10 protein-coding genes are annotated in these 15,739 nt (G+C 35.7%); 2 read left to right on the top strand and 8 right to left on the bottom strand.

The genetic code is table 11. The annotated features are described in order from the left end of the window. Positions 1-20: 20 nt before the first annotated feature. From gldD to mutY, 4 genes are all read right to left on the bottom strand, one after another. On the bottom strand, positions 21-602 hold the full coding sequence (gene gldD / locus D778_RS00850) for a gliding motility lipoprotein GldD (RefSeq protein ID WP_007646776.1): 582 nt from the start codon (positions 600-602) through the stop codon (positions 21-23). Positions 603-609: 7 nt separating this feature from the next. Further along, on the bottom strand, positions 610-1,941 hold the full coding sequence (locus tag D778_RS00845; RefSeq protein WP_040491166.1) for a gliding motility-associated protein GldE: 1,332 nt from the start codon (positions 1,939-1,941) through the stop codon (positions 610-612). A 30-nt stretch (positions 1,942-1,971) separates the two neighbouring features. After that, on the bottom strand, positions 1,972-2,415 hold the full coding sequence (locus tag D778_RS00840; RefSeq protein WP_007646772.1) for a single-stranded DNA-binding protein: 444 nt from the start codon (positions 2,413-2,415) through the stop codon (positions 1,972-1,974). A gap of 93 nt (positions 2,416-2,508) precedes the next feature. Next, the gene (gene mutY, locus D778_RS00835; protein WP_007646770.1) at positions 2,509-3,549 is read right to left on the bottom strand and encodes an A/G-specific adenine glycosylase; all 1,041 of its coding nucleotides are present in this window, start codon (positions 3,547-3,549) and stop codon (positions 2,509-2,511) included. A gap of 134 nt (positions 3,550-3,683) precedes the next feature. Between mutY and D778_RS00830 the strand changes: the two genes are divergently transcribed. Together D778_RS00830 and D778_RS00825 are read left to right on the top strand one after the other, a co-directional pair. Next, positions 3,684-3,974, top strand: coding sequence for an HU family DNA-binding protein (locus D778_RS00830; protein ID WP_007646769.1), 291 nt, complete (start codon positions 3,684-3,686; stop codon positions 3,972-3,974). A 461-nt stretch (positions 3,975-4,435) separates the two neighbouring features. After that, on the top strand, positions 4,436-5,980 hold the full coding sequence (locus D778_RS00825) for an Rne/Rng family ribonuclease (RefSeq protein WP_007646764.1): 1,545 nt from the start codon (positions 4,436-4,438) through the stop codon (positions 5,978-5,980). 64 nt (positions 5,981-6,044) lie between these two features. Here the strand turns inward: D778_RS00825 and D778_RS00820 are convergent, their stop codons facing one another. The 4 genes from D778_RS00820 to D778_RS00805 form a co-directional block, all read right to left on the bottom strand. Next, positions 6,045-7,940 (bottom strand): OmpA family protein, encoded by a 1,896-nt coding sequence (locus D778_RS00820; protein WP_007646762.1) that lies wholly within the window; start codon positions 7,938-7,940, stop codon positions 6,045-6,047. 18 nt (positions 7,941-7,958) lie between these two features. Further along, on the bottom strand, positions 7,959-8,867 hold the full coding sequence (locus D778_RS00815) for a PorP/SprF family type IX secretion system membrane protein (protein WP_007646760.1): 909 nt from the start codon (positions 8,865-8,867) through the stop codon (positions 7,959-7,961). A gap of 23 nt (positions 8,868-8,890) precedes the next feature. Then, positions 8,891-14,422, bottom strand: a complete 5,532-nt coding sequence (locus tag D778_RS14065) for a fibronectin type III domain-containing protein (protein ID WP_007646759.1) — start codon at positions 14,420-14,422, stop codon at positions 8,891-8,893. Between the two features lie 235 nt (positions 14,423-14,657). Next, a complete protein-coding gene (locus tag D778_RS00805; protein WP_007646757.1) occupies positions 14,658-15,695 on the bottom strand; it encodes an aldo/keto reductase in 1,038 nt (345 codons plus the stop codon). Positions 15,696-15,739: the final 44 nt, after the last annotated feature.

The raw sequence follows: 15,739 nt of genomic DNA, 5'->3' as shown, positions 1-15,739 counted from the left end.
AATAATTTAAACATGAGGCTCTATTTCCAGGAAACCGTTTCCATAATATGCTTGATGTCTTTCTCAAGATATTTTGCAGCAGGATAAATGGAATCGTAATTAGGTTTGGCGTAAAAGTATAGCGAACCGGTTAAAAAATGATTTGTACTGTCTGTAACATAAAACTGCGATTGGGAAGCTGCATTTCCACCCACTTCGTATAACATGCCATACACTTTTCTAGCTTTATTTTCATAAGGCTGTTCAATAATTTCATCAGCTTTCCTTGTGTGTTCTTGAGTAAATTTTTGGGCATCTCGTAAAAACGCCATTAAATTGTCAGGATTATTATCTATACTTTTGTAAGTTAAGTAAATAGATCCTCTAAGACTTGGATATTGCAAGGTAACGCCATAGCTTTCAGTAGGTCCTGAAATGGATTTGGTTTCCACATGGCTTGCCAATTTGTTTTTCTCTATGGTAAAAGGAAGGTTTTTATGAAACTCTTGGTATGTTGGTTCTGGAAACTCCAGTCTTAAATAGGCTTGAGGTTTGGGCACTGGATCTTGGCCACAGGATAGGTAGATAAAAAAAATACCAAAAAGTAGAATACTGTTTTTCATGTTGGGTTTATGGTAAGGTTACTTTAACTCGCTTGATGCGTTTGTTATCTAAAGCTTCTACAGTAAAAACGTAATTTTCAAATTTTATTTTACTTCCTATTTTTGGGAAACCACCAGATGTTTCCAAAACAAAACCAGCAACTGTCTCGGCTTCGCCTTTGGCTTCTTCAAAAAGCGCATCTGATTCCAGTTTTATGATTTTATAGAAATCCTTTAAGGGGGTTTTTCCTTCAAAAACATAGTTTTTGTCGTCCAGTTTGGAATAGATTAAATCTTCATCATCATATTCATCACTAATATCACCTACAATTTCTTCTATAATATCTTCTAAGGAAATAAGCCCGGAAGTCCCTCCATATTCATCAACCACAACGGCTAAATGGACTTTTTTCTCCTGAAACTCGGCCATTAAATCGTCCAGTTTTTTGTTTTCAGGGACAAAGAAAGGGTCTCTAATAAGGGTTGTCCAATCAAATTGTTTTCTATCAATATATGGCAACAGGTCTTTTACATACAGAATGCCTTTAATTTTATCGATATTATCTTCAAAAACAGGGATTCTGGAATAGCCATGATTGATGATTTCAGGAATGATTTCCAGATATTTTTGATTGATGTTTAAGGCAAAAATATCAATTCTTGGACGCATGACCTGTTTGGTATCTGTGTTGCCAAAAGACACGATGCCTTGTAATATTTTCTGTTCTTCTTTGGTGGTGTCGTGTTCACTGGTTAATTCCAAGGCTTGCGAAAGCTGATCGACACTTAAGTTGGATTTTTGTTTCCCCAATTTACCATGAATAGACAAGGTTATGCTTCGCATAGGCAGACTTATGGGAGAAAAAACAACATCCAACATCTTTAACGGATACGCCATGAAGTTAGAAAATTTCACTTTGTTCCTACTGGCATAGATTTTTGGTAAAATTTCACCAAAAAGCAAAATTAGGAAGGTAATTACCACGACTTCTACTATAAATCTAAGGATAGGCTGTGTGATGCCAGTAAAGATAAAATCACCCAAATAGGCAAAGAGAATAACAATGCCAATGTTAATGAAATTGTTGGCCACCAAAATGGTTGCCAACAGTTTTTTGGGCCTTTCCAAGAGCGAGGCAATAATTTTAAAGGTATTTGGATTGTCTTCCAAGCCATTTTCCAAATCGGTCCTGTTAAGGGAAAACAAAGCCACTTCTGCTCCAGAAATAAGTGCAGAGCACAGTAGTAGCAAAGCAAGTAACACAAAACCAAATACAATTGAAAAATCAACCAGCTCAAATAAATTGTTCTGGAAATTTGCTAACATTAATGCATTAAAACTCGAGGGTTCAGGATCCAATGATAAAAAGTTTAATTTTACAAAATATGGTTAAAATGGAAGATCGTCGTCTTCCTCTTGTATTTGTTTGTTAGGTTGCTCTTTTTGCTCCATGGATTTTGGAGCTGCTGTGTTTGCTTGTTGTTGTTCACTTTCGCTTTTGGTAGTTAGGAAGGTGAAATCTGTACAATGAATTTCGGTAGAATACCTGTCGTTACCACTATCGTCCTGCCATTTTCTGGTTTTTATTCTACCTTCAATATAGACTTTATCACCTTTAGAAAGATACTTTTCACAAATTTCGGCAGCTTTGTTTCTTACAACTATGTTATGCCATTCTGTATTGGTGATTTTTTCGTTGGTTTGTTTGTTGGTGTAGGTTTCGTTTGTGGCCAAAGGAAAACGACCAATACAGTTCCCACCATCAAAATAGTGCATTTTCACTTCATCTCCCAAATGACCAATTAACATGACTTTATTTAAAGTTCCAGACATAATATGTTTATAAGTTAATAATCAGCAAAATTACGCAATTGCTTTTCATTTATTTAAAATTAATAAAAAATTATGAGTGAATTTGTTAAAGTGTTAAAAATTAAAATCGTCAATAAATTTCTCAATTAAAACAGGAACGGCATAATCTCTTAGGTTTTTAATGGGAATCCCAGAAGTTGGTAGCTTATTTAAATTAACAATCCAGAATTTAGTGTGTAAATGTTGATGGGATAATTTATGTACAATATCTGTGTCATTAAATAATATTAGCTCATAATTTTCGCCATTGAGCAAAGGATACGTTTTTAATTTTGATTTAAAATCGTTTAAATGGGTTGCTTTTTCGGTTTCAATTAAAGGGAATTGGTATAGATTTTTCCAGATGCCTTTTTCTTCTCTTTTTTCCAAAATGGTTTGGCCAGAACTTGATATAAATACCAAAAAATTGAAATATTTTTTCACAGGCTTTTTGGCTTTTAGTTTTACAGGTAATGCTGCCACCAACGATTTGTTGTATGCCACACAAGACTCTTTAAAAGGACATACTGTACAATCTGGATTTGTTGGCATGCACTGCCTGGAACCAAAGTCCATAATGGCTTGATTGTGTTCTGCTGGATTGTTTTTGTCAAGAATTTCTTGAGCCAATGCTTTAAAAGTTTTAAACCCATTGGTTGTGTTTATAGGTGTGTTTATGCCAAAATATCTAGATAAAAACCGATACACATTGCCATCCAGCACTGCGGTATTTTCATTAAAGCAAATGGAAGCAATGGCGCTTGCCGTATAATCACCAACACCTTTTAGTTTTAAAAGCCCTTTATAGTTTTTTGGAAATTCTCCATGAAGTTCATATGCCACATATTTTGCAGTTGCATGAAGGTTTCTAGCCCTGGAATAATAACCCAGACCTTGCCATAATTTTAAAACCTGACTTTCTTTAGCCTTAGCAAGTTGAAAAACAGTAGGATAATTATTTACAAATGCTTCATAATAAGGGAGTCCTTGCTTGATTTGTGTTTGCTGCAAAATAATTTCAGAGAGCCAAATATAATATGGATTAGTGGTGTTTCGCCAAGGTAAATCGCGTTTATGAATTGAGTACCAAGATGTTAAAGTTTTTGTAATTGTCATTAAAAATGTATATTGGCAACAAAAATAAAGGTTTATAATCTTAAATTTTAATGAATTAGGTTTGAAATATTGAATTTTAAATTCCTATATTTGCATCCCTTTAAATAATTAATAGTAACTTAAATAGATTAAAAATGACTAAAGCTGATTTAGTAACGAAAATTTCTGAAAAATTAGGAATTGAAAAAGGCGATGTTCAAGCAACTGTTGAAACATTTATGGAAGAAGTAAAAACTTCTTTAGAGAGTGGAGATAATGTGTATTTAAGAGGTTTTGGTAGTTTTATTGTTAAAACTAGAGCTGAAAAAACTGGAAGAAATATATCAAAAAACACAACTATTAAAATTCCTGCTCATAACATCCCAGCATTTAAACCTGCAAAAGTATTTGTAGAAGGAGTAAAAACAAACGTAGAGGTTAAATAAGACCTATAATATTAATTTTTTAAAAAGCATAACTTATGCCAAGTGGTAAAAAAAGAAAAAGACACAAGGTTGCAACGCATAAGCGTAAGAAAAGAAGACGCGCTAATCGTCACAAAAAGAAAAAATAAGTCGAAAAAGTAGTTAGATAACTACTTTTTTGGTTTTACAACACAAACGTTCTTTGAAATGAGTTTTATTTAAATTGTGCATAACCTTGCACAAAAAATAAACTCCACGGATTTTTAAATCCTGTGACATGTTACAATTTATTGTTTGGGATCGTCCCAAGCGTAAATTGTATCATGATATCTAGAATTGTAATTATACGTTTTAGATATAAAATATTGTATCATCCATCTGTATAATTTGTTTTTAAGTACATGGTTGGCAGTTGTTATTTTATGAAATGGCAACTATTAACCAATGCTTTTAAGCAAAGCGTATGGATAAAAATTAACAAAATGGATAAAGAATTAATTATTCGATCTGGTTCAGAACATGTTGATTTTGCCTTATTAAAAGATGGAAAACTAATTGAATTACATAAGGATGAAGGAAGTAACAACTTTTCTGTTGGTGATGTGTTTATAGCCAAAGTAAGAAAAGCTGTTCCTGGGCTAAATGCTGCTTTTGTAAATGTAGGCTACGAAAAGGATGCCTTTTTACATTATCATGATTTAGGACCAAAACTCCCTTCACTTTTAAAATTCACAAAAAGTGTAAGCACAGGTAAACTAAAAGATTTTAATCTTAACAAATTCCCATTTGAAAAAGATATTGATAAAGACGGTAAAATTAACGACGTCTTAAAATCAAATCAGTCTATATTAGTGCAAATTGCCAAGGAACCTATATCAACCAAAGGCCCTAGAATAAGCTCAGAGCTTTCTATTGCCGGAAGATATATTGTTTTGGTGCCTTTTTCCGACAGAATTTCTATTTCACAGAAAATAGAGAACAAGGCAGAAAAAGACCGATTGAAACGTCTTGTAAAGAGCATAACGCCACAAGGCTTTGGTATTATTGTACGAACTGTAGCAGAAGGCAAAAAAGTAGCCGAACTAGATAAAGATTTACAAAATTTGTTAGGTCGTTGGACCGCAATGTGTAAAAAGCTACATAAAGCCCATCATCCAAGTAAAGTATTAGGAGAGTTAAATAAAGCATCGTCCATTTTGCGCGATATTTTTAATGACACCTTTACAAGCATACATGTTGATGATGAAGAGCTTTATATACAAATTAAAGATTATGTGCATGAAATTGCACCAAAAAAAGAATCAATAGTTAAGTTGTATCAATCTAATGTTCCAATTTTTGAAAAGTTTGGTATTGAAAGACAAATAAAAACCTCTTTCGGAAAAACTGTTTCCATGGCCAAAGGTGCCTATGTTATTATTGAACACACAGAAGCTTTACATGTTATAGATGTAAACAGTGGTAATAGATCGAATAAAGAGAAATCTCAAGAAGATACTGCCTTAGAAGTAAATTTAATTGCGGCTACAGAAATTGCCAGACAATTAAGCCTTCGGGATATGGGAGGGATCATTGTGGTGGACTTTATTGATATGACCAAAGCTGAAAACAGAAAAAAGCTCTTCAATCATTTACGAGATGAAATGAAGCACGATAGAGCTAAACACAAAATTTTGCCTCCAAGTAAGTTTGGGTTAATACAAATAACAAGACAGCGTGTAAGACCTGAAATGAACATTAAAACCAGAGAGGATAACCCAAATGGTTCTAATGGCGAAGAAGTTGAAGCACCAATTGTATTGATCCAGAAAATTACTCACGATTTGGAGCAATTATTTAAAAAAGACTATAAAAAGATAACCTTAAACACACATCCTTTTATAGCAGCCTTTTTAACAAAAGGCTTTCCATCTATTCGTTCAAAATGGTTTTTTGAACATAAAAAATGGGTTAAAGTTTTACCAAGAGATGCTTACACATACTTAGAATATCATTTTTTTGATAAAAATGGTAATCAAATTAAATAATTAAAAAAGCCTTGCTATTAGTTTAGCAAGGCTTTTTTTATAGGCTATTAATTTAAATAGTTGTCTAATTTTGAGAAGGACCACCACTAACAATAATAAACTCAGAACGTCTGTTTGTTTGATATTGTTCTTCGGTACATCCAGAACCACAATCTATTTTTGGCTCTTTTTCACCTTTACCTATACCAGATATTCTGCTGGCATCAATACCTTTTGAAATTACGTATTGAACGGTAGATTTTGCACGTCTGTCAGAAAGCCTTTCGTTGTAGCTTGCTGGACCTCTGCTATCTGTATGGGATTCTGCTATAATTACCATGTCTGGGTATTTGGACATAACAGCCACCAATTTATCCAATTCAAAAGCTCCTTGTTCCGTTATGTTGGATTTGTCAAATTCAAAGTAGATTGGATTTAAAACCACTTTGTCTTTAACTATTATCACCTCAATCGGATCTAAATTAAGCTGCACTAAAGCTTGTTTCTCTTTGCTTCCGGAGTAAGTTACCGAGTTTGCCAGATAGTCTTTTAAAACGCCTGAAATCTCCAAGGTTTTATCGCAAGAAACCTTGTAATTAACCTGTCCATCTTCATTGGATGTTTCAGTAGCTACTACACGACCATTGGCATCTTTAATGGTCACGGCAACTCCAGCCAAAGGATTGTTTGTTTTATTGTCTACAACAGTAGTTACAACATTTACGATACATGGTTCAATACGTTTAAGACCATAAATATCATCGCTGCCTTTTCCTCCTGGACGGTTTGAAGACACATAACCTTCGCCAGTTTCTTCATTAATGGTAAATGCTAAATCGTCTGAGTTACTGTTTACAGGTACTCCAGCGTTTACTACGTTTCCAGATTCCGTTGTATGGAACACATCTAAACCTCCTAAGCCTAAATGTCCATTGGATGAGAAATATAGAATACCTTTATCGCTAATAAAAGGGAACATTTCTTGTCCTTCTGTATTTATTTTATTTCCTAAGTTTTCAGGTTGACCCAAAGTACCATTGTCGTTAATGGCTACTTTGTAGATGTCAAACAATCCAAAACCTCCAGGCATATCAGATGCAAAATATAAGGTTTTTCCATCTTTGCTTACAGAAGGGTTTTTAACAGAATATTCTTTGTTGTTTATGGATAATGGTTGCACATTTACCCAAGACTCTCCATCTTTTGTGGCTTTAAATAAATATAGCAAACTTTTTTTGGTTTTTGCTTCTTTATTTTTTTCAAAATCTCCTTCAGCAAAACTTTCCCTTGAAAAGTACATGGTATTTCCATCTGGACTAAAAGAAACCAAGCCTTCATGGTATCTGGTGTTAATACCAGATACAGCTTGAGCTTCTATACCTTCAGCATCGCCACCAACAGCTACACGATAAATGTCTAAGAAAGGCTCTTCGTTCCATCCATAATCTCTTCTGGATTGATTTCTGGCTGAAGAGAAATAAAGATTTCCATCTTTAACAGTTCCTCCAAAATCTGTATATTCTGAATTGAACTCAAGAGATTTGATATCATATAGTTTTTCTCCTTCCAAAATCCCTGGAATATAATCTGGATTTGCTTTAAAAGCTTTGGCTCTGTCGTCTTTAGGTTTAGCATCAGCAAATTTCTTCATCCATTTATTGGATTCATCATATTTTCCATTTGCTTTTAGCATTTGCGAGTATTTGTACATCATTTCTGGATCTTGATCAGATTCCAATGCTTTTGCATACCAGCGTTCAGCTTCTTGGGTACTGAAGATGTTATAATTGGCTTCAGCCAATTGGGCATAAACATAAGCATCTCCTTTGCCATCTTCAACCAGTTTGTTGTAAGCTTCAATGGCCTCTACAAATTCAAATTTATTAAAATGCTTATCGGCATTTTGTGTGTCTTTGTTTTGAGCAGTTAAACTTAAACTACTCATTAATATAAGTGTAAAAAATATGTTTAATTTTTTCATAATGTTTAGCTTAAGTAATTAGAAATAACGAGGTGAACGTGAAACTTTCTTTAACAGAGGAATATCGAAATTGATAAAAACCTCATGTGATGCAGAAGTAGCTATATCTAAGTCTGAAACAACACTATCGTAAGCATAACCAACTCTTAGGTTAGGTGTAATTAAGAAATTTACCATGGCACTAAAAGAGTCTTCTAAACGATATCCAACACCTACCTCAACTAAATCGTACATAAACACATTGGCATTGATGTCAAAACTAACAGGCGCATCAAAAGCCATTTTGAACATAGTATGTGGTTTTAATTTAAAATTTTCAGACAAACTGAACACATAACCTGCAGCTGCAAAGAGGTGTTGCGTTTCTGAACCAATTTTATAACCATTGGCATCTAAATGTACCGAGTTTAACATGTTGGGCATGGAAACAGATACGTAGTACTTGTTAGGTTGGTATAAATAGACACCAGCACCAATATTAGGGGTTACTTCGTTAACATCGCTTTGTAAAAATGGGTCGTCTGCGTCAATAACATCCAATCCAGTTAATCCAATATCGTGGAAAGTAGCACCAGCTTTAATACCAAAGGCTAATTTATGCTCACCACCCAAAGGCAAGGTATACGAGAAATCAGCATAAACGTTGTTCTCTTTTACAGGGCCTATTTCGTCTGTAATAAATGATAGTCCAATACCAACTCTTTTACCTACAGGTGCACTCACGTTAAAAGTGCCTGTGTTTGGTGAGCCGTCTAAACCAACCCATTGGCTTCTGTATAAAAGCCCAATGGCTACTCCGTCGTAGGACCCAGCATAAGCTGGGTTTACAACGTTCATATTATACATATACTGTGTGTATTGAGGGTCTTGTTGTGCCTGCATTTGTAATGCAAACAAGAATACGAGAATGATATATATTTTTTTCATTATTAAAATTTGGTTGTGTTAGTTTACTTTTCTCTATTAATATATAACCAAGCTGATTTTACTTCATTGCCTTCGTATTTCATGACATAGAAATACGTTCCAGTTGGTAATTCATCTCCATTATCAGATATTCCTTCAAATTCGTTAGAATAATTAGATTTACTGTAAACCTTAATACCATTTCTATTAAAGATTTCTAGGCTACTAACTTGATAGCCAGATAAGTCAAATGTGTCGTTTTTACCGTCTTTATTAGGGGTAATAACTTGTTGAATGACGCAAGGATCTGTAGTAACTGTCTCTATACTGCTTACTGGACAAGGACCAGATGTAGTATATTCAATAGTGTATGTTGTACCAGAAGTAACATTTGTAACCTCTCCAGTTACTGCATCAATGGTAGCTCCATCTGTTGGTATAGGGTTCAATGCAAAAGTACCATCTGCATCGCCATACACTTCAGAAACAATTTTTATAGTCGCTCCATCACAAGTAGATGTTGCTGTAAAAGTGGCATCCTCTTCATCAGGAACTGTAACTGTTTGTGCCAGTGTCATAGGACAAATTCCAGCAGTTGTATATTCTACTGTATATTCTGTTCCAGGAACACCATTGGTAATCTCACCTGTAACAGGATCAATGACGGCACCATCTGTAGCATTGAAAGTAAATGTTCCTCCAGTATCTCCTTCTATATAGGCTATAGCCCCTGTACAGGTTGCTGTTAATGTAAATGACGGATCATCATTTAAATCTGCAGAAATCATAAATTGGAAAGTGCTATAACATGTTGTTCCTAGTCCAACTGCATCAATATCTTCAACCCTTACGTATATTATTTGTGGGTTTGTGACATTTGTATATGGAGAACTAAGAGCTGTTGATGTATCTCCAGCGTCAGCTTCAGCTTGTGATGCATAATAAGTTACCGAGTAATCTGTGCTCAATTCTCCGTTAAGGATAATTGCGGTTTGAGATTCTAAGTCGAATTCAGCAAATCCGTCATCATCACACACGACCATATCATTAGGTTGTACAGCAAATCCTGTATCATTAAATAGATTAATGGTTATGACTTCAGATTGTGAGTCACCATCACAGACATCACCACGAGCTACCACGAAATATTGACCAGACTCCGTTGCTTGAAACGAAGGAACGGAAGTGGTAGTTTGGTAGAATCCATTCATGTACCAGTCATATTCATCTGCATATGGTGAGTCTGCAATGATGGTAACATTAGTTTCTCCACAAAAATCTATAGTATCAGGAGCAGTGACATCTATTCCACCAACTTCTTCTATTACAACATCACAAACAACCTCACAGTTAGTACCACCAGTTGGCCCACTATCTTGGCTAAAAGTGTATGTTCCTGCCAGTTGCGAGTAATTTGTAATTAAAATAATAAAAATGTCGCCTGCCTGAACGTTATTTAGGGTCACAGTTTCTGATGCTGTTGGAGAATAACTACAATCTGCTTCATTTTCTGGTAATAATTGGAAACAAGCGCCATCTTGGCTATTGAATGGTCCCCAAACAATGAAGTCAATATCAATTGGGTTACCATTAGTGTCTACTTGATCTAGAGAAAACTGGTAATCTCCTGGAAGATCGAATAAAATAGTGTTCCATTGCGGATCAGGTTGTGTAAATAAACATCCATAATCCAGATAATCTGGTGCTTCTTGATCTCCAACTACACTTGGATATGTTAATCCAGCGCATATAGGTAGTGCATCTAGACAGAAAGTTGGGCAAGACGATGTGAAAGTTGGACTAATAATCGTACAATCGGTGTTTTGCTCATTTATTAAACTTAATGTAATATTTTGATCTAATGCAAAAGGTCCAATGTTATAAGTACCTACACTACTAATTTGCTGATTAAGGTTAGGGTCAACATTATTTGATATTAGTAAAGTGGTTGCATCTCCAACACTTGTTACATCAACTTCTACAAATACTTGAGAGTTGTCACAATCTTCAGTCATTGTAAATGTTGCTTCAGGTAGGGTACATGTTAATTGTTGAATATCTAATGTGAAATCCAAAGTAACACCCCATGATCCAGAATAGCAAGGGTCTGGAGTGGATTGTCCAAAATCAGCTGTTCCTATTCTCATAATATGTTGGCCAATTGGAGCAGATGCAGGCATTGTAAACGATGCGTTAAGTGTTGATGGGTTGCCATTTGCTGATTCACCAGAATAAACAAGTTCTGAAGGTTCAAAAATGAAGTTATCATTTAAATCTATCCAAATGTTTGTATTGTAAGTGATTCCGGTCAAAAAAGTAATCTGAACGTTAGTTAGTATACCAGCAAATGCCGTTACAGGTGTAGCTGTATGGTCTTCATAAGTAACATCTCCAAAGCTAGGGAAATCAGTAGTTACAATTTGTACATTTCCAACACCGTTACCATCGTTACTTGTAGGAACTGATTCGCAATATCCTGTAAAGAAAGATCCAGCTCCAGCCCATTCACTAAGTCCATCTGTTGCACCACAATCTGCTTGAACATAAAAATCGTAATTGGTATTAGCAGTTAAGCCTGATATTTGGTGAGGGTTTGTCACTCCTGTTACTGTAGTACCAGTTCCCAATGCAAATCCTGCTGGACCATATTCAATATTCCATGAAGTTTCAGGGCCACTAGCTGTCCAGCTTAATTCAACAGAAGTGTAAGATAATACAGTAGCATTTAAGTTAATTGGTTTAAAACAAGTAGGAGCTTCTTTAAATCCTACGTCATCAACCAGAATATCATTATAATACACTGTGCCAGGACTATTGGTGCTAATAGTAAATCTAGCCTGAACTGGTCCAGTTATGTTATAGGTTGATAAGTCTATAACCAGATCGTTCCAACCACCAGAAGAACCTTGTAAGGTATATACGTTACTCCAAGCAGCTCCATCATTAAATTCAACTTCAATGGTATTGTAGGAGCCATCGTCACTATTTTCACTAAAAATAGAGAAGAATAATGCTGGTGAGTTAAGTGGTGATACGTCAATCAATGGTGTGGTGAGTGTGCTTACTGTATTAGCTGTGCCAGAGCCATCAATCCAAGCATAATTAGTTCCTCCACCTACAGTATTATCTCCTGCATCTGCGGCATCATAATCGGCACCAGTACTGTATATCCAATCTTCATCTCCAGATTCTGTCCAGCAATTTGGTGTACTTGAATCGTCAAAAGGCTCTACAAAAGGAGCAACAAAAATATCACAAGCTGTAGTAAATGTAAAAGGTCCAGACCAAATACTTGTACCGTTATTACCACAATCAGCTTGTACATAAAAATCATAATCTGTTGCTGCCGTTAAACCAGAAACTGTATGCGGATTTGAAACGCCAGATTCTGTTGGTGTTCCGGTAGGGGTCGTGCCTGCTGGTACAACCTCTATGTTCCAAAGTGCAGTAGAACCAGATTGAATCCAGCTTAATTCAGCAGAGTTTGGTGTTTCGTTTGTAGCACTGAGCTGAGATGGTTCAGGACATGTTGGGATTGATCTTACCCATAAATTGTCAAAAAACACATCAATATCTTGTGAATCATCAACAGTTCCTTCTGTAGCCCAAACTGCAAACTGAACAACACTACCACTATATGCAGTTAGGTCAAATACATAATGACTTCCAGTAGCAGTAAATACAGACGAGTTATCCCATGTTACCATTGCGGTCCATGTTACACCATTATCTGTAGATATTAAAAATTGCACTTGATCATCACTACCTAAGGAACCTGCAACAGTTGTGCTGTTCCAATTTAACACTGCAAAATCAAATTCTACTTGAAAAGGAACTCCCGTTAAATCAATTTGAGGAGATAATATCCAATCACTTTTGCTTGCAGCATATAAATTAATTTTATAAGCGCCTGTAGTGCCATTATTAAGGTAACCATCTGCAACCCATGATCCAGCACCTAAGTTCTGTGGACCAGAAGTTGGGTCACCAGCATCTGCTTCATCCCAGCAATCAGCTGGAATAACTGTAAAGTCTTCTAAATAATCTGGCACATAAACATCACATAAAGTTGTAAAAGATATAGGTCCAGCCCAAGCACTTACACCATTAGTTCCACAATCTGCTTGAACATAATATTGATAATCTGTTACAGCAGTTAAACCACTTGCAATATGAGGGTTAGAAACTCCTGTTTCAGTAGGTGTTCCAGTAGGAGTTGTACCTGCAGGTACAATCTCAATGTTCCAAAGTGTTTCAGAGCCAGCAGCTGTCCAGCTTAATTGCGCAGTGGTAGCAGAAAGTACTGTAACAGCTGGACTAATTGGAGTATAACAGGTAGGAGCTTCATCAAAACCAACATCGTCTAATAGGATATCGTTGTAAAATGCAGACCCTGTACTGTTTGTATTTATGGTAAACCTTACTTGAACAGCGCCAGAAATACTATAAGTAGATAAGTCTATAACGATATTGCTCCAACCTCCTGAGGCACCTTGTAGGGTGTAAACATTGTACCAAGCTGTACCGTCATTAAACTCAGCAGTAATGGTATTATAAGTATTATCGTCACTATTTTCACTAAATACTGAAAAGAATAAGGCTGGGGATGCCAAAGTTGATACGTCTACTAATGGAGATGTTAAGGTACTTATGGTATTACCAGTTCCCGAACCATCTATCCATGCATAGTTTGTGCCTCCTCCAAAAGTGTTGTCTCCAGCATTACCTGCGTCGTAATCACCGTTTGTGTTATATAACCAGGCTTCATCACCAGTTTCTGTCCAACAATTTGGGGTGCTGGTTGCTGCAAATGTTTCAACAAATGGAGCAGAAAAAATATCACAAGCTGTTGTAAAAGCAATAGGTCCTACCCATGTGCTAACGCCGTCTGTAGCTCCACAATCTGCTTGTATGTAAAAATCATAATCTGTAGCTTGAGTGAGGCCTGAAACAGTATGAGGATTGGATACGCCTGTTTCTGTAGGTGTACCCGTTGGAGCTGTTCCAGCAGGCACCACTTCAATATTCCATAAGGTTTCAGCACCTCCAGGATTCCAGCTTAAAGTTGCTGAGACATTAGTTGCCATGTCAACCATGATATTGGTTGGTACAGGACAAGTTGGTTGTAAATGTAATGTCACTTCAATGTTGGACCAATCTGCAGATGAACCACCATAGGACTGGTTCATAACAATGTCTAGAAGCCCATCTACAGAAGGGTCATAAACACTGGTGAAGGAGCCTTCAAAAGTTAGTGTTGTACTGTTACCACTACTACCTCCTCCTGCAGTTGCTGGGTCTATAAGTACAGAACCAGCAGAGGTGATCACAGTTAAATCGGCTTCGCTTGACCAAGCATTGTTTGTGCTTATCCAGTCAGCTGTAATTGTAAAACTGTCGTAAAGCCCAGCAGTTACTCCTCCAGTATTTCCTGCATCATTAACATTAACCGTCACAGGTGTACCACTTGCAACAGCATATGGTCCTGCATCAATAGGGAATGAAAATTGAGAAAAAACTGAAAATGAAGTTAAAAAAGCAATACTAATGCATAGTAAAGATGTAATTTTTTTCATTTTTAATTAATAGGTTAGTTATTTAATATAAGCTCTTAATTAGTAATAGCTTAAGCAAGATGTCCTTTATAGAATTACAAGAAAACTGGTTGTAATCCGGTAGATTCTAAAAACCTAAATTATAAAAAATCTTAGTCACAAGTCAATTAACATATACTTAATAGACGAACTGCCTTTTTATTCGGTGAATTGAGTTAATTTAACATGGAATTTGCAGTTTAACTTCATTAATAAATTATGGAGCAGGATTTGGTATTTCAGCGTGTATTTCTTCAATGGAGTTTAAGATGTCTTTATTTAAAGAAATATCTATACTTCCAATGTTTTCTTTTAATTGTTTTAGACTAGTTGCGCCAATTATATTGCTGGTAACAAAAGGTTGCTGACTTACAAAAGCCAATGCCATTTGTGCTAGGGAAAGGTTGTGTTCTTGAGCAATTTTAAGATATTTTTTAGTGGCTTCTGTGGATTTTTCTGAACTATATCTTGAAAATCTAGGAAATAGTTTTAATCTGGAATTATCTGATGCAGTGCCTTGAATATATTTTCCAGACAACACGCCAAACGCCATAGGTGAATACGCTAAAAGACCAATGTTTTCCCTGAGTGAGATTTCTGCCATATCACCTTCAAAAACCCGATTCAACAATGAATATGCATTTTGTATGGTTATCATTCTTGGCAAATTATTGGTTTTGGATTCTTCTAAATACCTCATGGTTCCCCAAGCTTTTTCATTGGAAATCCCAATATGACGAATTTTCCCTTCTTTAATGATGCCGTCTAAGGTATGTAATATGTCATTGAAATTATCTGTCCATGAGTCTTCTGGATTATGTTTGTAATCCCTAATGCCAAAAGTATTGGTCTGCCTTTCGGGCCAATGTAGTTGGTATAAATCTATATAATCTGTTTGTAACCTTTTTAAGCTCTTGTTTACAGCATCTTTTAATGCATTTGGACGAAATCCGTTGGTTCTTATATGAGCTGTGTAATCTCCAGGGCCAGCAATTTTGGTAGCTAAAACAACCTTATCCCTATTTCCGGTCTTTTTAAACCAATTTCCAATAATTTGTTCTGTTCTGGAATAGGTTTCTGCTGTGGCAGGAACAGGATATAATTCGGCACAATCAAAAAAATTGATGCCTTTTTCTGTGGCTAAATCCATTTGTGCAAACCCTTCTTCCTGGGTGTTTTGATTTCCCCATGTCATGGTTCCTAAACAGAGTTTGCTTACTTTAATATTGGTATGGGGTAATGTGGTGTATTTCATCTGTATGTTTAAATTTCTTGGAATTAAAACGAATTTATAGAGCG

Source organism: Xanthomarina gelatinilytica (assembly GCF_000348685.1).
GTDB lineage: Bacteria > Bacteroidota > Bacteroidia > Flavobacteriales > Flavobacteriaceae > Xanthomarina > Xanthomarina gelatinilytica.
Note: the sequence above shows the minus strand (reverse complement) of the source record. Positions and strands in the feature narration are given on the sequence as shown.

Excerpts from the sequence above, each read along its gene's own strand:
- gldD (WP_007646776.1), bottom strand. The coding sequence starts at position 602 with ATGAAAAACAGTATTCTACTTTTTGGTATTTTTTTTATCTACCTATCC.
- D778_RS00840 (WP_007646772.1), bottom strand. The coding sequence starts at position 2,415 with ATGTCTGGAACTTTAAATAAAGTCATGTTAATTGGTCATTTGGGAGAT.
- mutY (WP_007646770.1), bottom strand. The coding sequence starts at position 3,549 with ATGACAATTACAAAAACTTTAACATCTTGGTACTCAATTCATAAACGC.
- D778_RS00830 (WP_007646769.1), top strand. The coding sequence starts at position 3,684 with ATGACTAAAGCTGATTTAGTAACGAAAATTTCTGAAAAATTAGGAATT.
- D778_RS00825 (WP_007646764.1), top strand. The coding sequence starts at position 4,436 with ATGGATAAAGAATTAATTATTCGATCTGGTTCAGAACATGTTGATTTT.
- D778_RS00820 (WP_007646762.1), bottom strand. The coding sequence starts at position 7,940 with ATGAAAAAATTAAACATATTTTTTACACTTATATTAATGAGTAGTTTA.
- D778_RS00815 (WP_007646760.1), bottom strand. The coding sequence starts at position 8,867 with ATGAAAAAAATATATATCATTCTCGTATTCTTGTTTGCATTACAAATG.
- D778_RS14065 (WP_007646759.1), bottom strand. The coding sequence starts at position 14,422 with ATGAAAAAAATTACATCTTTACTATGCATTAGTATTGCTTTTTTAACT.
- D778_RS00805 (WP_007646757.1), bottom strand. The coding sequence starts at position 15,695 with ATGAAATACACCACATTACCCCATACCAATATTAAAGTAAGCAAACTC.